This window comes from Citrobacter portucalensis (assembly GCF_023374935.1).
GTDB lineage: Bacteria > Pseudomonadota > Gammaproteobacteria > Enterobacterales > Enterobacteriaceae > Citrobacter > Citrobacter portucalensis.
The window spans coordinates 4642264-4660930 of sequence record NZ_CP092466.1; the positions used below are offsets into that span (position 1 = coordinate 4642264).

Below are 18667 nucleotides of genomic sequence, written 5' to 3' on the forward strand. Positions count from 1 at the left end.
GCGGCTAGCGCCTTATCCGGCCTACTGAGTACAATGCTGCCCGTAGGCCTGATAAACGTAGTGCCATCAGGCAATAATACCGTTACTCTTCAATACGCGGATGCTGCTGCACCAGACGCGTGCGCTTAACCTGTAGCTCAGCAATTTCCTGATCGATATCTTCGATTTTCTGTTCAATGTTATCGTAGTGTTCGCCGAGGATCTCTTTCGCTTCCTGAATATCCGAAGCAGCAGGTGTCGCGCCTTTCAGCGGCTGATTAGCCGTCTCTTTCATGGTCACGCCGGTAATCAAACCTACTACCGCAATCACCATCAGATAATAAGCGGGCATCATCAGATTCTGCGAGCTTTCCACCAGCCATGCGGCCAATGTCGGAGTCAGACCGGCGATTAATACCGAGATATTAAACGCGGCGGCCAGCGCACTGTAGCGAATATGCGTCGGGAACATCGCCGGTAACGTTGACGCCATCACCCCGGTAAAGCAGTTGAGGATCACCGCCAACATCAGCAACCCGGCGAAAATCAGGCCGATAACGTTACTGTTAATCAGAATAAATGCCGGAATCGCCAGCACAAACAGCGCAATACTGCCCATGATCACAAACGGACGACGCCCAAAACGGTCGCTGAGCAACCCCATAATCGGCTGCACAAACAGCATACCAATCATGATGGCGATAATAATCAACACGCCGTGGTCTTCAGAGTAATGCAGGTTATGCGACAGATAGCTCGGCATATAGGTGAGCAGCATGTAGTAGGTGACGTTGGTGGCAATCACCAGACCAACACATGCCAACAGGCTGCGCCAGTGCTTAGTCGCAATCTCTTTAAACGAGACCTTAGGACCTTCCTGCAGACCCTGACGATCGCCCTGCTCCAGTTTATCCACGTGCTGCTGGAACGCCGGCGTCTCTTCCAGCGCATGGCGCAGGTACAAACCAATCAGCCCTAACGGTAGCGCCAGGAAGAACGGAATACGCCAGCCCCACTCAAGGAAGTTATCCTCGCCGACGATAGTTGAGATCAGGACCACCACGCCCGCGCCCAGCACAAACCCGGCAATCGAGCCGAAGTCCAGCCAACTGCCCATAAATCCGCGCTTACGGTCTGGCGAGTACTCTGCGACAAAAATCGATGCCCCGGTATACTCTCCGCCGACCGAGAACCCCTGCGCCATCTTACACAGCAACAGCAGAATCGGTGCCCAGATACCAATTGAGGCATAAGAGGGAATAAGACCGATACAGAATGTACTGATCGACATGATCACGATGGTGATAGCGAGTATCTTCTGACGACCGTATTTATCGCCGAGCATACCGAAGAACAATCCGCCAAGCGGTCGAATCAGAAAGGGAACAGAGAAGGTGGCGAGTGCAGCAACCATCTGCACGCTGGGGTCAGCCCCCGGGAAGAACACTTTACCTAATGCGTAAGCAACAAATCCATAAACACCAAAATCGAACCACTCCATCGCATTACCTAACGACGCTGCGGTAATGGCTTTTCGCAATTTACCGTCATCAATGATGGTAACGTCGCGCAGCGTTATCGGTTTTATTTTTTTCCTTTTTAGCATACTCGTCCTCATAGACTTAGCCCTGTCACGCTCCAGTTCGAGTCCCCTAACGCCCATGCGTCAGGGTCATCACCGAGCGGGGAATGCACAGGCGCATTCCCTGTAACAAGCGTAGCAGGTTTACTTACACTGACGAGAAACGCACAGTACAACCGAACCTGTTGACGCCTGATTGGGCGGTTAATGACCTCTTTACCCTAACAGCGTTTAAATTTGTGATCAACTTCACATATAGTTTTTCATTTCGTCAACATGCGTAAATTAGGTCATTCTTAGTCAGCTTTTTTACATGTAATGCTTGCGATTTACTGACAATTAAATACAAGAATAAATCGCTTTATTGCACCAACAATCACAGCGGTCACTATTATTCTGCTAGCAAAAAAACCACCTAATCCCTTCACAAAAAGATCACAGCTTTTTTAATAATCAGAGCGGCCGGGAACTTTTGCTCGGAATATGTGATGAAGATAACTAAAACATCGTTTTATTTTGATTGAATCAATGTTCCCATGAATGCAAACTAATTCCAGACGCAATATCCCTGGGAGCAGCAACACGCTCAACGTATGCCGCGTTAGATTTTATAAAACAAAGAGATAGCGATTTTCTTTGTCAAGAAATACCAGTAACCATTTGAATTTATTAATTTTTACCCTCTTGCGCGAGTTTTAGCAGCGACAAGACATGAGGACGTTTATGAAAATTAAAGCCACGATTGAACGCATCCCCGGCGGAATGATGTTGATTCCTCTGTTATTAGGCGCAGTGTTAAATACGTTAGCTCCGGATACCGGTGCGTATTTCGGTTCGTTTACCAAAGGAATGATCAGCGGAACGGTACCGATTCTGGCAGTGTGGTTTTTTTGTATCGGCGCATCTATTGATTTGCGGGCAACCGGTACGGTATTACGCAAGTCCGGTACGCTGGTAATAACCAAAATAGCCGTGGCGTGGGTAGTGGCAATGATTGCTGCTTCATTTATTCCTGATACCGGTATTCAAACCGGGTTCTTTGCAGGCCTCTCAGTTTTGGCAATTGTCTCCGCAATGGACATGACCAACGGTGGTTTGTACGCCAGCCTGATGAACCAGTACGGCACCAAAGAAGAGTCCGGCGCATTTGTGTTGATGTCTCTGGAATCCGGTCCGTTAATGACCATGGTGATCCTCGGCTCTGCGGGTCTGGCCTCCTTCGAGCCACACCATTTCATCGGCGCGGTATTACCGTTCCTGATTGGCTTTACGTTGGGCAACCTGGATCACGACCTGCGTTCTTTCTTCAGCAAAGCCACACCGGTGTTGATCCCGTTCTTCGGCTTCGCGTTGGGTAACACTATTAACCTGAGCGTGATCGTTGATACCGGTCTGCTGGGTATCATGCTGGGTGTCGCGGTTATCGTCATCACCGGTATCCCGCTGATTATTGCTGACCGTGTTATTGGTGGCGGGAACGGTACGGCAGGCGTTGCAGCCTCTTCAGCAGCAGGCGCTGCGGTAGCAAACCCGGTGATTATCGCCCAGATTAACCCAGCGTTCGAACCGGTTGCCGCATCCGCTACGGCGCTGGTTGCCGCCAGCGTAATTGTCACCGCCATTCTGGTGCCGATTATCACCGCGCTGTACGCCAAACGTTTTAATAAAAACCTGGTCACCAACGAAGCGGTGGCCACCCCGGCAGACTCTCTGCACCACTAAACCTGCCTTTATCCTACTCACCAGCCCTGCTCAATTGACGAGCAGGGTCGGTGCAAAAATCTCCTCAACCATCGCATCGACCAGCCGCTTTGCCGAACACAATCGCGGCATCCCCAAGGCCACGTTTTGCCACCGCTGCGTCACCGACCAGCTTACCGGATGGCGTTGCGCATCGCACCAGCTCCCCAGCCAGCTCAGCATATCGTTATACTCGCCCGATCCGCCGACAGCTGGCGTGCTGAGCCAATGATGATAGTAATGACGCGTAGCGGGCGCTGCATTCACGCTGTCCGCCAATGCCTGAGCCGCCATGGTTCGCAGGTTATCTTTTAGCATTAACACCACATCGGCATTCGCTAACCGGCAGGCATCACCAAAAGCCCCCCAACGTAGCTCCTCCAGCGCGACAAAACAGCGTCCTGGTAACGACCAGCCGTCATACGCGCCAGCCCGCCAGCGGGTAAAAATTTGTTCGCTATGCTCGCCCGCCTGAACCGTGAGGCCGCGCTGGGTCAGCGCCTTCTCTTTATACGCCGCGCGTTGGGTAAACCAGTCAGTCAGTGAATTTATTTGCTGTAAAAGACCGGGGGTTGAAAGCCCACGCGGGTGTTCTGTTTGTTGCAAAAACATCAGCCCTTCGGCGATCCGTACCAGCGCCAGATGACCCGGGTCAATCATGCCTGCCAGCTTCTCCACCAGCTTAAGGCGCATCACCAGATGCTCGCTGGACACTCCCGCCATCACCCACGCACGCAGTTGCGTTTGGGATAACACTTCCTGCGTCAGACGCGCACGCAGCCGCTTCTGCTGTTGCAGAAAACCGCCGGAACGTTTGGTTTCATCTCCCTGAACCAGATCGACCATAAACTTCGGGTAGACACACTCCAGCGTCCTCCCGGGGCCTTCCAGTAAAACGTTAGTCATGTGTGCTCGGTTGCAAAAAGGGTATTGATATCGTCACGCAGCAATCGGGAATCTTCATAAAGCCATGCCGCAATCGTAATGCGCTGCTGCAATTGCTCATTCATTGCATTCACCGCCGATTCATTTTGTTGGCGTAGCGTCAGGCTCTCACTCAGACTCGCCTGCAATTGCGCCAGGCACAGAGAGAAATCAGCAAAAAATGTGGCCATGCCAGCCGTAACGGAGATATCGACCTGAGCAGCTAAAGCTTTACGAATTTGTTGGCAAAACTGGGAGACGTACTGCACAAGGTTTTTATGCAATGCGCCCATATCAATGAGATAACGCGTTTTTGTTTCGACGTAATCATTCCATCCCCAGTTGGGTTGATTTAGCCAACGAGAGAAAGTGTCACGCACCACACCGCCAGTAGACGGCGCATTTTCTGCCGGAATATCCTGCTCAATGGCCTCGTTAAACAATTGGCGGGTATTGAAATTAAACATCGCCGTATGGAACGCTGGAAAACGGATCCGCGCACGAAAACCGGCGTGGTTTAGCTCCTCTTTCACCCTTTGCTCAATTGGCCGCATCGCGTCATTTAGCGCCCGGGAGAGCGTCGACTCAAGCTGTTCAAAACGCAGGGCTAAGTCCCGGCTGATGCTTTCCTGCGCCGCCAGCAATACCCCCTCACAGGATGAGCGAATTTTATCTAACACAATTTTCGCCTGCCCTTCATCATGCAGCACCAACATCTCTCCGGCCATTTCTGCCGTATTCACAGCATTCCCCAGACCGTGTTGTGACATCATCAGGACGTTATCTTTGACAAAGAACGTATTGATACCGCAAAGAATCTCAGTCTGTTGCTCACTGAGATAGGCAGCGGCAGCCTCCAGCGCCAGTTCTACTTCATGGCTGACTTCATCGCTCACCCGCCCCTGGCTCACTTCTAACTGCTGCATATCCTCTTCAATATGCGTGATGTTCAGCCGCAGTTTGTCATAGGCGACCGTTAACCCGTGGGCGCGAAATTCCAGATATTCGTGCACGCTTTGTGCATAGTTCAATAACTTATGTGACGCAGAGCGAAGCGCATACAACGAAGCATTAGCATAAGCGGCGTGGATCACTTTCTGGATCGGCTGTTCAAACAGCGAGTCTTCCCACAACAGGTCGGCGGCATGGCGGATGTGTTCCGTATCGTCAAGATCGGTGGTGCGCCAGCGTCTGCCAAGCGCCGCTTCGGCAAAATCCTGCACCCAACGTTGCTCCTGATGATCCGGCAGTCGCCCGCGCATCGTCAGCTCATGACGCGCCCTGTTCGCCAGATAGCCCCACATTGAGGAGACCGGATAAATTCTTTCAGGGGCGATTCCGCCTTGCATCAATGTGCCGGAAATCAACGCCCGCACCTGGTCTTCATCGTCACTGTTGCGGTCTTTCTGATCGAACTTGTTCACCAGCGCATACAGAGGAACTGACTTGCCGACCGCCATAATCGCCTGACGCACTTCCTCATCGGAAATCGATTTCAGTTGGGTGTAATCCAACACCGCCAGCACCGCAGAGGCCCGCACCAGCTGTTCATTGAGCATTTTTTGTAAGTGCGGTTGTCCCGCCTCGTTCGGCCCCGGCGTATCCAGCAGCGTTAATTGCCCTGGGTAGCTTGCCTGTCCAGCCAAATGGACAAATTCAACCTCAATAACCGGAATATGCTCAATCGCAGCATAGGCAGCAAAAGGAAAATCAACGTCCAATGCTTTTGACAGGCGCACCAGGTCGTTCAGGCTTTTAAGACAATGGAAAATAGGCTGTGCGCCAAGATAATACCGTTCAAATGCCACACCATTTTCAATATGTTGCAGCAGGACATTCATATCCTTGTCAATTTCCAGGGTCTGCGTAAGACGCAGGCGATCGCACTCGCGCACGCGTTGCTGCAAAACCTTCATTAAGGCATCGATCGGCGCGACATGTGAAAAATGCAGCACCGGCTCTTTCTGCCCCGGCGTATGGCGTATTAGCGTTGGTAACGCCGTCATGGGGCGATTACGATTAGGTAACACCTCTGTCCCCACAATCGCGTTAATCGTCGTCGATTTTCCCGCTTTCATCGTGCCAACAATCGCCAGCACCATTTCCAGACGCGTAATCTTGCGCAGCTCATTATTGAGCGTTGCTTGCTGGACATCCATGCCACGCGCGCTGAAATGCAGGGGCTGAACAACCTGACTGCTATGCTCTCCTTGTTTTAGCGCGACATCATCCAACGAGGTCACGGGCAATTTTTGCAATTGCCTGAGATGTTCAAGCGAGAGCATCAGCAAGCGTTCCGCTTCCTGACTTAATTCATAAATTGTCTGTGTGTGCATGGAAAATTTTTCCTTAACGCAAATGGCATTACTTTTATTTAGCCCAATCGTTTTATTTATAGATTTTTTGGCTTTTATAATTACGTATAGAAATAATTAAAATCAAAACAACCAATTGATATTATTAAAATAAATTTGGTGTATAACCGCTGGCCTGATGCCTCTCACTTATGAAAATAAGTAAGAAAGATAGACAGCGTAGTTCAGTTTTAAAAAATGCCAGCGGAATCCCCCTACTAAATTTAAGGGGTTCAATGATATTCAATCACAATGACTTAGGCATTTCTAAGCAATGTTACCTATGAATATCAGATATTTCGCCTCACCTTATCTTAAATATCTAAGCGTAGCAATTTCCCTTAAAAAATATTCCGCCATACTTTCATTGAGGTGAAAGCAGAGGGTCTTTACAGCAGATCATTTTGCGTAATCGCGCAGTAGTCCCGACAAATGCAGGGATTTTATGTATAATTGCGGCCTTTTTCGGCAATCTGCCATTTTTTGGGCGCATTTGCCCCTGCTGACTTTTGAGGAAATCCACATGTCATTACCACACTGCCCGCAATGCAACTCCGAATACACTTACGAAGATAACGGCATGTTCATCTGCCCGGAATGCGCTCACGAATGGAACGATGCTGAACCGGCGCAGGACAGCGACGAACTGATCGTTAAAGATGCCAACGGCAACCTGCTGGCTGACGGCGACAGCGTTACCGTCGTGAAAGACCTGAAGGTAAAAGGTAGCTCTTCCATGCTGAAGATTGGTACCAAAGTGAAAAACATTCGTCTGGTTGAAGGTGACCACAACATCGATTGCAAAATCGATGGCTTTGGCCCAATGAAGCTGAAATCTGAGTTTGTGAAAAAGAACTGATGCTAATTGCCTGATAACGCGACGCTAATCAGGTCAACACCAGCTCATCTGCCAGGCGGGAAGCTCATACTTCCCGCCTGGTTTATTTTTGCAGACGCTAACTACACTTAATTGGCTTCTTTTACCTGAGGTAAAGATTATGCCGTTAAGTCCCTATATCTCCTTTGCAGGCAACTGCGCTGACGCTATCGCCTACTATCAAAAAACGTTAGGCGCTGAGCTACTCTACAAAATCAACTTCGGTGAAATGCCCAAATCGGCGCAGGCAAGCGAAGATGGTTGCCCTTCAGGCATGAAATTCCCCGACACCGCCATCGCCCACGCCAACCTGCGCGTTGCGGGCAGTGACATCATGATGAGCGATAGCGCCCCGCACGGAAATGCTCACTACTCTGGCTTCACGCTGGTGCTCGACACGCAAAACGTCGATGAAGGCAAACGCTGGTTTGATAACCTGGCAGCAAACGGAAAAATCGAAATGGACTGGCAGGAAACCTTCTGGGCCCACGGTTTCGGTAAAGTGAGCGACCAGTATGGCGTGCCGTGGATGATCAACGTCGTCAAACAACAGCAACACCCTACAGAGTAATCCAACGGGAGGCCAGCCCTCCCGTACTGTCATCAAATAGCACTCAACTCTTCATCGTCGAGTAACCATCCCTTAACGAAAACGTCACATTAATCCGCCACGATGGGGCCACTTTTTTAGGGAGGCCGCATCATGCAAACGATTATTCGCGTCGAGAAACTCTCCAAGTCCTTCAATCAACATCAGGCGCTCAATGCGGTTGATCTGAACATCTGTTCCGGTGAGATGGTGGCTCTGCTTGGGCCGTCTGGCTCCGGCAAATCCACCCTTTTACGTCATTTAAGCGGTTTGATCACCGGTAATAAATCCCCCGGTAGCCGCGTCGAGCTGCTGGGCCGCACCGTTCAACATGAAGGCCGCCTGGCGCGCGATATCCGCAAAAGCCGCGCCCACACCGGCTACATCTTCCAGCAGTTCAATCTGGTGAACCGCCTGACGGTGCTGGAGAACGTCCTGATTGGCGCGCTCGGCAGCACGCCGTTCTGGCGTACCTGTTTTAGCTGGTTTAGCCAGGAACAAAAACAGCGCGCGCTCCAGGCGCTGACCCGCGTGGGCATGGCGCACTTTGCATACCAGCGCGTTTCCACGCTTTCGGGCGGTCAGCAGCAGCGTGTCGCAATCGCCCGCGCGCTGATGCAGCAGGCCAAAGTGATCCTCGCCGATGAGCCGATTGCTTCGCTGGACCCGGAATCCGCACGGATCGTGATGGACACCCTACGCGACATAAACCAGACCGACGGCATCACCGTGGTCGTCACGCTGCATCAGGTGGATTACGCCCTGCGCTACTGCGAACGCATCGTCGCGCTGCGCCAGGGCAACGTCTTCTTTGATGGCAGCAGCCAGCATTTTGATAACGATCGTTTTGACCATCTCTACCGCAGCATGAACCGCGTCGAACAGAACGCGCAGGCTGCCTGACATCCCCACAATGAGGAATGGAAATGAGCTATAAGACCGTTGCCGCGCTGGCTTTCACCAGCATGTTTAGTCTCAGCACACTGCTCACCCCGGCCCATGCCGAAGAGCAGGAAAAAGCGCTGAACTTTGGCATTATTTCGACCGAATCACAGCAAAACCTGAAACCGCAGTGGGAACCGTTCCTGAAGGACATGGAAAAATCACTGGGCGTGAAAGTGAACGCCTTCTTCGCCCCGGACTACGCCGGGATCATCCAGGGAATGCGCTTTAACAAAGTTGATATCGCCTGGTACGGCAACCTCTCGGCAATGGAAGCGGTGGATCGCGCTAATGGGCAAGTGTTTGCCCAGACCGTCGCCGCCGACGGATCCCCAGGTTACTGGAGCGTGTTGATCGTTAACAAAGACAGTCCGATCAATAACCTGAACGATCTGATCGCCAAACGTAAGGATCTGACCTTCGGCAACGGCGATCCCAACTCAACGTCAGGCTTCCTCGTCCCCGGTTACTACGTCTTCGCCAAAAACAACATCTCCGCCAGCGACTTCAAACGCACCGTTAACGCCGGACACGAAACCAACGCGCTGGCCGTCGCCAACAAGCAGGTCGATGTCGCCACCAACAACACCGAAAACCTCGACAAGCTGAAAACTTCCGCGCCGGAAAAACTGAAAGAACTGAAGGTGATCTGGAAGTCGCCGCTGATCCCGGGCGATCCGATCGTCTGGCGTAAAAACCTCTCCGAAACCACCAAGGACAAGGTGTACGACTTCTTTATGAATTACGGCAAAACGCCGGAACAGAAAACCGTACTGGAACGCCTGGGATGGGCACCGTTCCGCGCCTCCAGCGATCTGCAACTGGTGCCGATTCGCCAGCTGGCACTGTTTAAAGAGATGCAGGGTGTGAAGGACAACAAAGGGCTGAACGAGGAAGAGAAAACCAGCAAAACCTCGGCATTGAAAGCGCAGCTCGATGACCTTGACCGTCTGACCGCCGCACTGGGCGCTATGACCAGCGTCACCAAAGCGGTGCAGTAAACCTGGTGACCAAATTGTAGGCCTGATAAGCGCAGCGCCATCAGGCAATGCAAGGGATTCCATGCCGGATGGCGGTGCCAGCACCTTATCCGGCCTACAACAGACCCGAAACATCGACACCCAGGAGCTAAACATGCAAACCATCACCGTCGCCCCGCCCAAACGTAGCTGGTTCTCGCTGCTGAGCTGGGCCATTCTTCTCGCCGTGCTGGTGGTCTCGTGGAAAGGTGCCGAAATGGCCCCGCTCACGCTGATCCAGGATTCCGGCAATATGGCGACCTTCGCCGCCGACTTCTTCCCGCCGGACTTCAGCCAGTGGCAGGACTATCTCGGTGAAATGGCCGTCACCCTGCAAATTGCCGTCTGGGGGACTGCCCTTGCCGTTGTGCTATCAATTCCCTTCGGCCTGATGTGCGCCGATAACCTCGTGCCGTGGTGGATTTACCAGCCGATGCGCAGAGCGATGGACGCCTGCCGCGCCATCAATGAAATGGTCTTCGCGATGCTGTTCGTGGTCGCCGTCGGCTTAGGCCCATTCGCCGGGGTGATGGCGCTGTTTATCCACACTACCGGGGTGCTCTCCAAACTGCTTTCCGAAGCGGTAGAAGCTATTGAGCCAGGTCCGGTAGAAGGCATTCGCGCCACCGGTGCCAACAAAATTGAAGAGATTCTGTACGGCGTTCTGCCGCAGGTGATGCCGCTGCTTATCTCCTACTCGCTGTATCGCTTTGAATCCAACGTTCGCTCGGCCACGGTGGTCGGAATGGTGGGTGCAGGCGGTATTGGCGTGACCTTATGGGAAGCGATTCGCGGCTTTCAGTTCCAGCAAACCTGCGCCTTGATGGTGTTAATCATCGTCACCGTCAGCCTGTTGGATTTCCTTTCCCAGCGTTTGCGTAAGCACTTTATCTGATTAGCGAGGCATTGATTGCTATGCACTTGTCTACACATCCGACCAGTTATCCAACGCGTTATCAGGAAATTGCCGCGAGACTTGAGCAGGAGCTACGTCAACATTATCGCTGCGGTGACTATCTGCCCGCCGAGCAGCAGCTTGCCGCGCGCTACGAGGTAAACCGCCACACCCTGCGCCGCGCCATTGACCAGTTGGTTGAACGCGGTTGGGTTCAGCGTCGTCAGGGCGTCGGCGTGCTGGTGCTGACGCGCCCGTTCGATTACCCGCTTAATGCCCAGGCGCGCTTTAGTCAGAATCTGCTGGACCAGGGCAGCCATCCCACCAGCGAAAAACTGCTGGCGGTGCTGCGTCCGGCCTCCAGCCACATTGCCGATGCGCTCAGCATAAACGAGGGCGATAACGTGATTCACCTGCGCACCCTGCGCCGGGTTAACGGTATCGCACTGTGCCAGATCGACCACTATTTTTCCGACCTCTCGCTGTGGCCGCTGCTGCAAGGCTTCAACAGCGGTTCACTGCATGACTACCTGCGCGAACAGTCCGGTCTGACGCTGCTACGCACGCAAACGCGCATCAGCGCCCGCCGCGCGCAGGCCAAAGAGAGCAAGGTACTGGAAATCCCCAATATGGCGCCGCTGCTGTGCGTGCGCACCCTGAACCACCGTGAAGGCGAAGAACACGCGGCGGAATACTCCGTCAGCCTGACCCGCGCCGACATGATCGAATTCACTATGGAGCACTGAATGCATTTCGATACCGCCACCCGCCAGCGCTGGATGCGCGCGCTGGCTTACAGCAATGCCGATGCCCTGAACGCCCGCATCACCGCGCTCAAACTAACGCCGGACTATGAACTTATCCGCGCTCCGGAAAGCGGACTGATGCAGATCCAGGCCCGTATGGGCGGTACCGGCAACCGCTTCTTTGCTGGCGACACCACGCTTACCCGCGCAGTGGTACGCCTGCAGAGCGGCACGCTGGGTTACAGCTACCTGCTGGGACGCAATAAACAACATGCCGAGCAGTGCGCGGTGATTGACGCACTGCTGCAGGAACAAACGCATTTCCAGAACCTAATGGAAACCTTAATTGCCCCGCTGGAAGCGGAACGCGATGCGCTGATTAACGCACGCCGTGCCGAAGTCAACGCCAGCCGGGTCGACTTCTTCACGCTGGTACGCGGAGATAACGCATGACACGATCTACAGCACTTCTGACCGCTTTTAATTTACCCGTTCAGGATGCTCAGCAGAGCTTTCGTCGCCTGCTGAAAGCCATGAGCGAACCGGGCGTAATCGTCGCCCTGCATCAACTGAAACACGGCTGGCAGCCGCTGGGTCTGGCGACCACCAGCGTGCTGCTGACCCTGGTCGATGGCGACACGCCGGTCTGGCTGGCGCCGTCGATGGATAACGATATTGCCCGCCAGAACCTGCGTTTTCATACCAACGCGCCGCTGGTGGATCAGCCGCAGCTGGCGGCCTTTGCCGTCGCCGACGAGCGCATCAGCAGCGAACAGCTTAACGCCCTCTCCGCCGGTTCAGCCGTCGCGCCAGAGACCAGCGCCACGCTGATTGTGCAGGTCTCTGGCTTAAGCGGCGGACGCATGCTGCGTCTGACCGGAGCGGGCATTGCCGAAGAGCGCATGATCGCGCCACAGCTGCCGGAATGCCTGATTCACGAACTCACCGAACGCCCGCACCCGTTCCCACTGGGGGTCGATTTGATCCTCACCTGCGGCGAACGCCTGCTGGCTATTCCGCGAACCACCCATGTGGAGGTGTGCTGATGTACGTCGCCGTCAAAGGGGGCGAAAAGGCGATAGCCAACGCCCACGCCCTACAGGAAAACCGACGCCGGGGCGATGAAACCATAGCTGAACTGAGCGTGGCGCAAATCGAACAGCAGATGAACCTGGCCGTTGACCGGGTGATGACCGAAGGCGGCATTGCCGACCGCGAACTGGCGGCACTGGCGCTGAAGCAGGCCAGCGGCGATAACGTCGAAGCCATCTTCTTGCTCCGCGCCTACCGCACTACGCTGGCAAAAGTGGCGGTCAGTGAACCGGTTAACAGCGCAGAAATGCGCCTTGAGCGCCGAATCTCGGCGGTCTACAAAGATATTCCCGGCGGGCAACTGTTGGGTCCAACCTATGACTACACCCATCGCCTGCTGGATTTTACCCTGCTGGCCAATGGCGAAACGCCGCCTCTGCGCTGCGCGGATAGCGCGCAGGATGCCTCCCCGCACGTTTTTTCCCTGCTGGCCAACCAGGGGCTGGCAAAGCGTGAAGAGGATGATGGCGCGACACCCGACGACATCACCCGCACGCCGCCGGTTTACCCCTGCTCACGTGCTTCACGTCTGCAACAGCTGATGCGCGGTGATGAGGGCTATCTGCTGGCGTTGGCCTACTCCACCCAGCGCGGCTACGGGCGCAACCACCCGTTTGCCACCGAAATCCGCAGCGGCTATGTGGCACTGGAAACCGTACCGGAAGAGCTGGGATTTGCGGTGAACGTCGGCGAACTGCTGATGACCGAATGCGAAATGGTGAACGGGTTTGTCGCACCAGAAAACGAATCTCCCCATTTTACCCGCGGCTACGGGCTGGTGTTCGGTATGAGCGAACGTAAAGCGATGGCGATGGCGCTGGTGGACCGCGCCCTACAGGCAGCCGAATACGATGAAACGGTCACAGGACCGGCGCAGGACGAAGAGTTCGTGCTGGCGCATGCGGATAACGTCGAGGCGGCGGGTTTTGTTTCGCACCTCAAACTTCCCCATTACGTCGATTTCCAGGCCGAACTGGAACTGCTCAAACGCCTGCAACAGGAGGCCACCCGTGACCACTAACCTCTCCGGCTACAACTTTGCCTATCTTGATGAGCAGACCAAACGCATGATCCGCCGCGCAATTCTGAAAGCGGTGGCAATCCCGGGTTACCAGGTCCCGTTTGGCGGACGTGAAATGCCGATGCCCTACGGCTGGGGAACCGGCGGTATTCAGCTTACCGCCAGCGTGATTGGCGAGCCGGACGTACTGAAGGTGATTGACCAGGGCGCAGACGACACCACTAACGCCGTGTCGATTCGTAATTTCTTCAAGCGTGTGACCGGGGTGAATACCACTGAGCGTACGGAAGATGCGACGCTGATCCAGACCCGCCACCGCATCCCGGAAACGCCGCTGGTGGAAGATCAGATAATCATCTTCCAGGTACCGATCCCTGAGCCGCTGCGCTTTATCGAACCGCGTGAAACGGAAACTCGCACCATGCACGCGCTGGAAGAGTACGGCATCATGCAGGTGAAACTGTATGAAGATATCGCCCGCTTCGGCCATATCGCCACCACCTACGCCTATCCGGTGAAGGTCAATAACCGCTACGTCATGGACCCGTCGCCCATCCCGAAATTCGACAATCCGAAGATGGACATGATGCCGGCCCTGCAACTGTTTGGCGCAGGTCGCGAAAAACGCATCTATGCCGTTCCACCTTACACCCGCGTAGAGAGCCTCGATTTCGACGATCACCCGTTTACCGTGCAGAGCTGGGATGAGCCTTGCGCCATCTGCGGCTCAACCCACAGCTATCTCGATGAAGTGGTGCTCGATGACACCGGCAAACGCATGTTTGTCTGCTCCGACACCGACTACTGCCGCCAACAGAGCGAGGCCCTCAGCAAATGACGCAACCGCTGCTTTCAGTCAACAACCTGACCCATCTCTACGCGCCGGGCAAAGGCTTCAGCGACGTCTCGTTTAACCTGTGGCCTGGCGAAGTGCTGGGCATCGTCGGCGAGTCCGGTTCCGGCAAAACCACCCTGCTGAAATCGATCTCTTCACGGCTGACGCCGCAGAGCGGTGAGATTTTGTATCAGAACCGTTCGCTGTACGGCATGAATGAGGCCGACCGTCGCCGTCTGCTGCGCACCGAATGGGGCGTGGTGCATCAGCATCCGCTGGATGGCCTTCGCCGTCAGGTCTCCGCAGGCGGCAATATCGGCGAACGCCTGATGGCCACCGGCGCGCGCCACTATGGCGACATCCGCGCCACCGCGCAGCGCTGGCTGGAGGAGGTAGAGATCCCTGCCTCGCGTATCGACGATCTGCCCACCACCTTTTCTGGCGGCATGCAGCAGCGCCTGCAGATTGCCCGCAACCTCGTCACCCACCCAAAGCTGGTGTTTATGGATGAACCCACCGGCGGGCTGGACGTGTCGGTACAGGCCAAACTGCTGGATTTGCTGCGTGGCCTGGTGGTGGAACTGGATCTGGCGGTGGTGATTGTCACCCACGATCTGGGCGTGGCGCGTCTACTGGCGGACCGTTTGCTGGTGATGAAGCAGGGTCAGGTGGTGGAAAGTGGGTTAACCGACCGCGTACTCGACGACCCGCATCATCCGTATACCCAGTTGCTGGTGTCGTCGGTGTTGCAGAACTGATTTTTTGTTGTGCCGGATGGCGGCTATGCCTTATCCGGCCTACGGAGCGGTATCGCTTGCGCCGGATGGTGGCTATGCCTTATCCGGCCTACGGAGCGGCATCGCTTGTGCCGGATGGCGGCTATGCCTTATCCGGCCTACGGAGTGGTATCGCTTGTGCCGGATGGTGGCTATGCCTTATCCGGCCTACGGAGTGGTATCGCTTGTGCCGGATGGTGGCTATGCCTTATCCGGCCTACGGAGCGGTATCGCTTGTGCCGGATGGCGGCTGCGCCTTATCCGGCCTACGGAGCGGCATCGCTTGTGCCGGATGGCGGCTATGCCTTATCCGGCCTACGGAGCGGCATCGCTTGTGCCGGATGGCGGCTATGCCTTATCCGGCCTACGGAGTGGTATCGCTTGTGCCGGATGGCGGCTACGTCTTATCCGGCCTACGGAGCGTCATTGGTTGTAGGCCTGATAAGCGAAGCGCCATCAGGCAATTGAACGCAAAAATGTCTAAAGAGGCTAAAAATGAACGCGATCCGCGTTGAAAATGTCAGTAAAACCTTTGTCCTGCATCAGCAAAACGGCGTGCGTCTGCCGGTGCTGCAAAACGCCACTCTGGACGTTAAAAGCGGCGAATGCGTGGTGCTGCACGGTCACTCGGGCAGCGGCAAATCTACATTGCTGCGTTCGCTGTACGCCAACTACCTGCCGGATGAAGGACACATCCACATCCGCCACAGCGATGAATGGGTCGATCTGGTGCAGGCCCCGGCGCGCAAAGTACTGGAGGTTCGCCGTTCAACCATCGGCTGGGTGAGCCAGTTCCTGCGCGTGATCCCGAGGATTTCCGCGCTGGACGTGGTGATGCAACCGCTGCTGGATCTGGGGGTCTCCCGTGAGGAGTGTACAGCCAAAGCAGCTAACCTGCTTACCCGCCTGAACGTACCGGAACGCCTGTGGCACCTTGCGCCATCAACCTTTTCCGGTGGCGAGCAGCAGCGCGTCAACATCGCCCGCGGGTTTATCGTCGATTACCCGATTCTGCTACTCGATGAGCCTACCGCCTCATTGGACGCCAAAAATAGCGCCGCCGTCGTTGCATTGATTGAAGAAGCGAAAGCCCGCGGCGCAGCCATTGTCGGCATTTTTCACGATCAAACCGTGCGCGACCGCGTAGCGGATCGTCTGCACCTGATGGGAACCACAGCATGATTATTAACAACGTAAAGCTGGTGCTGGAAGATGAAGTGGTGCAAGGATCGCTGGAAATTGAGGGCGGCGTTATTCGCGCCTTTGCCGAAACCCAGAGCCGTCTACCTGAGGCGCTGGACGGCGAAGGCGGCTGGCTGCTACCAGGGCTTATCGAGCTGCATACCGATAATCTCGACAAATTTTTCACCCCGCGCCCGAAGGTAGACTGGCCTGCCCACTCGGCGATGAGCAGTCACGACGCGCTAATGGTCGCCAGCGGCATTACCACCGTGCTGGACGCGGTGGCAATTGGCGATGTACGCGACGGCGGCGACCGTCTGGAAAATCTGGAGAAGATGATCAATGCAGTCGAAGAGACGCAAAAGCGCGGGGTCAATCGCGCCGAGCATCGCCTGCACCTGCGCTGTGAGCTGCCGCATCACACTACCCTGCCGCTGTTTGAAAAACTGGTCAGCCGCGAGCCGGTAACGCTGGTGTCGCTGATGGATCACTCGCCAGGCCAGCGTCAGTTCGCCAATCGCGAGAAGTACCGCGAGTATTATCAAGGCAAGTATTCGCTCACCGACGAGCAGATGGCCCGCTATGAAGAAGAACAGTTAGCGCTGGCGGCGCGTTGGTCACAGCCCAATCGCGCGGCGATTGCCCAGATGTGTCGTGAGCGCCAGATTGCGCTGGCGAGCCATGATGATGCCACCCATGATCATGTGCTGGAATCGCACCAGCTTGGCAGCGTGATCGCCGAATTTCCCACCACCTTCGAAGCGGCTGAAGCCTCGCGCCTGCATGGTATGAACGTGCTGATGGGCGCGCCGAACATCGTGCGCGGAGGATCTCATTCCGGCAATGTGGCGGCGCATAAGCTGGCTGAGCTGGGGCTACTGGATATTCTTTCTTCCGATTACTACCCCGCCAGCCTGCTCGACGCGGCATTTCGCGTGGCGGATGACGACGCCAACCGCTTTACCCTGCCGCAGGCCATTCACATGGTGACCCGCAATCCGGCGCGGGCATTAAATCTCGACGATCGTGGCGTTGTAGCCGAAGGCAAACGCGCGGATCTGGTGCTGGCACACCGCAAAGGCGGCAACATCCATATCGACCACGTCTGGCGTCAGGGCAAAAGGGTATTCTGACTATGGGTAAACTGATCTGGCTGATGGGGCCATCCGGCTCCGGTAAGGACAGTCTGCTGGCCGAACTCCGCCAGCAGGAACCGGCGCAACTGCTGGTGGCGCACCGTTACATCACCCGCGCCGCCAACGCCGGGAATGAAAATCATATTGCGCTGAGCGAACAAGAATTTTTTACCCGCGCCGGGCAGAACCTGCTGGCACTGAGCTGGCACGCCAATGGCTTCTACTACGGCGTTGGTGTGGAGATTGACCTCTGGCTACACGCCGGTTTTGATGTGGTGGTCAACGGCTCGCGTGCACATCTGCCCCAGGCGCAGGCCCGTTACGGCACATCTTTACTCTCCATTTGCTTACAGGTTTCTCCGGCGATTTTACGCCAGCGCTTGCAGGCTCGTGGACGGGAGAGCGAAACGGAAATCGCCGCCCGTCTTGAGCGCGCAGCCCGCTACGCCCCGTATGACTGCCACGTCCTGAACAACGATGGAAGTTTACTACAGTCTGTCGATACACTACTCACACTGATGGGACGCAAGGAGAAGAAACATGTCTGTCTGTGAATTACGCCGCGCAACGCTATACGATACCGATGCGGTTTATGCGCTCATCTGTGAGTTGAAACAGGGTCAATTCGACCTGCAGGCCTTTAGTGCCGGGTACGCCGCAAATCTGCAAGATCCCAATATGCACTACCAACTGGCGCTGCTCGACGGACAGGTCGTCGGCTTGATCGGTCTGCACCTGCAGTTTCATCTGCACCACGCTAACTGGATTGGCGAAATACAGGAACTGGTGGTGATGCCGCAGGCGCGAGGATTAACGGTAGGCAGTCAGTTACTGGCCTGGGCCGAAGCCACCGCGCGCGAAGCGGGTGCAGAGATGACCGAGCTTTCCACCAGCACTCAACGCCTTAACGCTCACCGTTTTTATCAGCGCGAAGGCTATACCCAGAGCCATTTTCGCTTCACTAAACCGTTGTAGGGG

19 protein-coding genes are annotated in these 18667 nt (G+C 55.2%); 16 read left to right on the forward strand and 3 right to left on the reverse strand.

Translation table 11 applies throughout. The annotated features are described in order from the left end of the window. Positions 1-82: 82 nt before the first annotated feature. A complete protein-coding gene (gene proP, locus LY264_RS22450; RefSeq protein WP_003826737.1) occupies positions 83-1585 on the reverse strand; it encodes a glycine betaine/L-proline transporter ProP in 1503 nt (500 codons plus the stop codon). Positions 1586-2284: 699 nt separating this feature from the next. Between proP and kdgT the strand changes: the two genes are divergently transcribed. After that, on the forward strand, positions 2285-3283 hold the full coding sequence (kdgT, locus tag LY264_RS22455) for a 2-keto-3-deoxygluconate transporter (protein ID WP_048227454.1): 999 nt from the start codon (positions 2285-2287) through the stop codon (positions 3281-3283). Between the two features lie 30 nt (positions 3284-3313). Here kdgT and LY264_RS22460 read toward each other — a convergent pair whose 3' ends face one another. Together LY264_RS22460 and crfC are read right to left on the reverse strand one after the other, a co-directional pair. Further along, complete coding sequence (locus tag LY264_RS22460; RefSeq protein WP_048227455.1) at positions 3314-4207, reverse strand: diguanylate cyclase regulator RdcB family protein; 894 nt, start codon at positions 4205-4207, stop codon at positions 3314-3316. Further along, positions 4204-6561, reverse strand: a complete 2358-nt coding sequence (gene crfC / locus LY264_RS22465; RefSeq protein WP_048227456.1) for a clamp-binding protein CrfC — start codon at positions 6559-6561, stop codon at positions 4204-4206. Before crfC ends, LY264_RS22460 begins: the two co-directional genes overlap by 4 nt. Positions 6562-7102: 541 nt before the next feature. Here crfC and LY264_RS22470 point away from each other — a divergent pair. The 15 genes from LY264_RS22470 to phnO all read left to right on the forward strand — a co-directional run bounded on the left by LY264_RS22470 (position 7103) and on the right by phnO (position 18664). Then, positions 7103-7438 carry a zinc ribbon domain-containing protein YjdM gene (locus LY264_RS22470; RefSeq protein WP_003031835.1) on the forward strand — a complete coding sequence of 112 codons (336 nt, stop codon included), beginning with the start codon at positions 7103-7105 and terminating at the stop codon, positions 7436-7438. A 139-nt stretch (positions 7439-7577) separates the two neighbouring features. After that, a complete protein-coding gene (gene yjdN / locus LY264_RS22475; protein ID WP_048227457.1) occupies positions 7578-8027 on the forward strand; it encodes a VOC family metalloprotein YjdN in 450 nt (149 codons plus the stop codon). Between the two features lie 132 nt (positions 8028-8159). Continuing rightward, on the forward strand, positions 8160-8948 hold the full coding sequence (gene phnC / locus LY264_RS22480) for a phosphonate ABC transporter ATP-binding protein (protein WP_048227458.1): 789 nt from the start codon (positions 8160-8162) through the stop codon (positions 8946-8948). A 23-nt stretch (positions 8949-8971) separates the two neighbouring features. Next, complete coding sequence (phnD, locus tag LY264_RS22485; protein ID WP_008786961.1) at positions 8972-9988, forward strand: phosphonate ABC transporter substrate-binding protein; 1017 nt, start codon at positions 8972-8974, stop codon at positions 9986-9988. Between the two features lie 133 nt (positions 9989-10121). Next, positions 10122-10901, forward strand: a complete 780-nt coding sequence (gene phnE, locus LY264_RS22490; protein ID WP_038636402.1) for a phosphonate ABC transporter, permease protein PhnE — start codon at positions 10122-10124, stop codon at positions 10899-10901. Positions 10902-10921: 20 nt separating this feature from the next. After that, complete coding sequence (gene phnF, locus LY264_RS22495) at positions 10922-11647, forward strand: phosphonate metabolism transcriptional regulator PhnF (RefSeq protein ID WP_048227459.1); 726 nt, start codon at positions 10922-10924, stop codon at positions 11645-11647. Next, positions 11648-12100: a phosphonate C-P lyase system protein PhnG gene (gene phnG / locus LY264_RS22500; RefSeq protein WP_048227460.1), complete on the forward strand. Its 453-nt coding sequence runs from the start codon at positions 11648-11650 to the stop codon at positions 12098-12100. Further along, positions 12097-12693: a phosphonate C-P lyase system protein PhnH gene (gene phnH, locus LY264_RS22505; protein ID WP_008786957.1), complete on the forward strand. Its 597-nt coding sequence runs from the start codon at positions 12097-12099 to the stop codon at positions 12691-12693. The genes phnG and phnH overlap by 4 nt, the downstream gene beginning before the upstream one ends. Continuing rightward, complete coding sequence (locus LY264_RS22510; protein WP_071692477.1) at positions 12693-13760, forward strand: carbon-phosphorus lyase complex subunit; 1068 nt, start codon at positions 12693-12695, stop codon at positions 13758-13760. The genes phnH and LY264_RS22510 overlap by 1 nt, the downstream gene beginning before the upstream one ends. Before the next feature lie 46 nt (positions 13761-13806). After that, positions 13807-14598 carry an alpha-D-ribose 1-methylphosphonate 5-phosphate C-P-lyase PhnJ gene (gene phnJ, locus LY264_RS22515; protein ID WP_234096745.1) on the forward strand — a complete coding sequence of 264 codons (792 nt, stop codon included), beginning with the start codon at positions 13807-13809 and terminating at the stop codon, positions 14596-14598. After that, complete coding sequence (gene phnK, locus LY264_RS22520) at positions 14595-15353, forward strand: phosphonate C-P lyase system protein PhnK (RefSeq protein WP_048227463.1); 759 nt, start codon at positions 14595-14597, stop codon at positions 15351-15353. The genes phnJ and phnK overlap by 4 nt, the downstream gene beginning before the upstream one ends. Before the next feature lie 513 nt (positions 15354-15866). Continuing rightward, positions 15867-16553, forward strand: coding sequence for a phosphonate C-P lyase system protein PhnL (gene phnL / locus LY264_RS22525; RefSeq protein ID WP_048227464.1), 687 nt, complete (start codon positions 15867-15869; stop codon positions 16551-16553). Continuing rightward, a complete protein-coding gene (phnM, locus tag LY264_RS22530; RefSeq protein WP_048227465.1) occupies positions 16550-17686 on the forward strand; it encodes an alpha-D-ribose 1-methylphosphonate 5-triphosphate diphosphatase in 1137 nt (378 codons plus the stop codon). Before phnL ends, phnM begins: the two co-directional genes overlap by 4 nt. A 2-nt stretch (positions 17687-17688) precedes the next feature. Next, a complete protein-coding gene (phnN, locus tag LY264_RS22535) occupies positions 17689-18243 on the forward strand; it encodes a ribose 1,5-bisphosphokinase (RefSeq protein WP_048215112.1) in 555 nt (184 codons plus the stop codon). Continuing rightward, positions 18230-18664 carry an aminoalkylphosphonate N-acetyltransferase gene (gene phnO, locus LY264_RS22540; protein WP_048215113.1) on the forward strand — a complete coding sequence of 145 codons (435 nt, stop codon included), beginning with the start codon at positions 18230-18232 and terminating at the stop codon, positions 18662-18664. Before phnN ends, phnO begins: the two co-directional genes overlap by 14 nt. The last annotated feature ends 3 nt before the right edge of the window (positions 18665-18667 follow it).

Bases quoted from the DNA above. Each gene is read 5' to 3' on its own strand.
- LY264_RS22510 (WP_071692477.1), top strand. From the start codon at position 12,693: ATGTACGTCGCCGTCAAAGGGGGCGAAAAGGCGATAGCCAACGCCCAC.
- phnK (WP_048227463.1), top strand. From the start codon at position 14,595: ATGACGCAACCGCTGCTTTCAGTCAACAACCTGACCCATCTCTACGCG.
- phnE (WP_038636402.1), top strand. From the start codon at position 10,122: ATGCAAACCATCACCGTCGCCCCGCCCAAACGTAGCTGGTTCTCGCTG.
- phnN (WP_048215112.1), top strand. From the start codon at position 17,689: ATGGGTAAACTGATCTGGCTGATGGGGCCATCCGGCTCCGGTAAGGAC.
- LY264_RS22470 (WP_003031835.1), top strand. From the start codon at position 7,103: ATGTCATTACCACACTGCCCGCAATGCAACTCCGAATACACTTACGAA.
- phnO (WP_048215113.1), top strand. From the start codon at position 18,230: ATGTCTGTCTGTGAATTACGCCGCGCAACGCTATACGATACCGATGCG.
- phnJ (WP_234096745.1), top strand. From the start codon at position 13,807: ATGATCCGCCGCGCAATTCTGAAAGCGGTGGCAATCCCGGGTTACCAG.
- phnM (WP_048227465.1), top strand. From the start codon at position 16,550: ATGATTATTAACAACGTAAAGCTGGTGCTGGAAGATGAAGTGGTGCAA.
- phnD (WP_008786961.1), top strand. From the start codon at position 8,972: ATGAGCTATAAGACCGTTGCCGCGCTGGCTTTCACCAGCATGTTTAGT.
- crfC (WP_048227456.1), bottom strand. From the start codon at position 6,561: ATGCACACACAGACAATTTATGAATTAAGTCAGGAAGCGGAACGCTTG.
- LY264_RS22460 (WP_048227455.1), bottom strand. From the start codon at position 4,207: ATGACTAACGTTTTACTGGAAGGCCCCGGGAGGACGCTGGAGTGTGTC.
- phnH (WP_008786957.1), top strand. From the start codon at position 12,097: ATGACACGATCTACAGCACTTCTGACCGCTTTTAATTTACCCGTTCAG.
- phnF (WP_048227459.1), top strand. From the start codon at position 10,922: ATGCACTTGTCTACACATCCGACCAGTTATCCAACGCGTTATCAGGAA.
- phnL (WP_048227464.1), top strand. From the start codon at position 15,867: ATGAACGCGATCCGCGTTGAAAATGTCAGTAAAACCTTTGTCCTGCAT.
- phnC (WP_048227458.1), top strand. From the start codon at position 8,160: ATGCAAACGATTATTCGCGTCGAGAAACTCTCCAAGTCCTTCAATCAA.
- kdgT (WP_048227454.1), top strand. From the start codon at position 2,285: ATGAAAATTAAAGCCACGATTGAACGCATCCCCGGCGGAATGATGTTG.
- yjdN (WP_048227457.1), top strand. From the start codon at position 7,578: ATGCCGTTAAGTCCCTATATCTCCTTTGCAGGCAACTGCGCTGACGCT.
- phnG (WP_048227460.1), top strand. From the start codon at position 11,648: ATGCATTTCGATACCGCCACCCGCCAGCGCTGGATGCGCGCGCTGGCT.
- proP (WP_003826737.1), bottom strand. From the start codon at position 1,585: ATGCTAAAAAGGAAAAAAATAAAACCGATAACGCTGCGCGACGTTACC.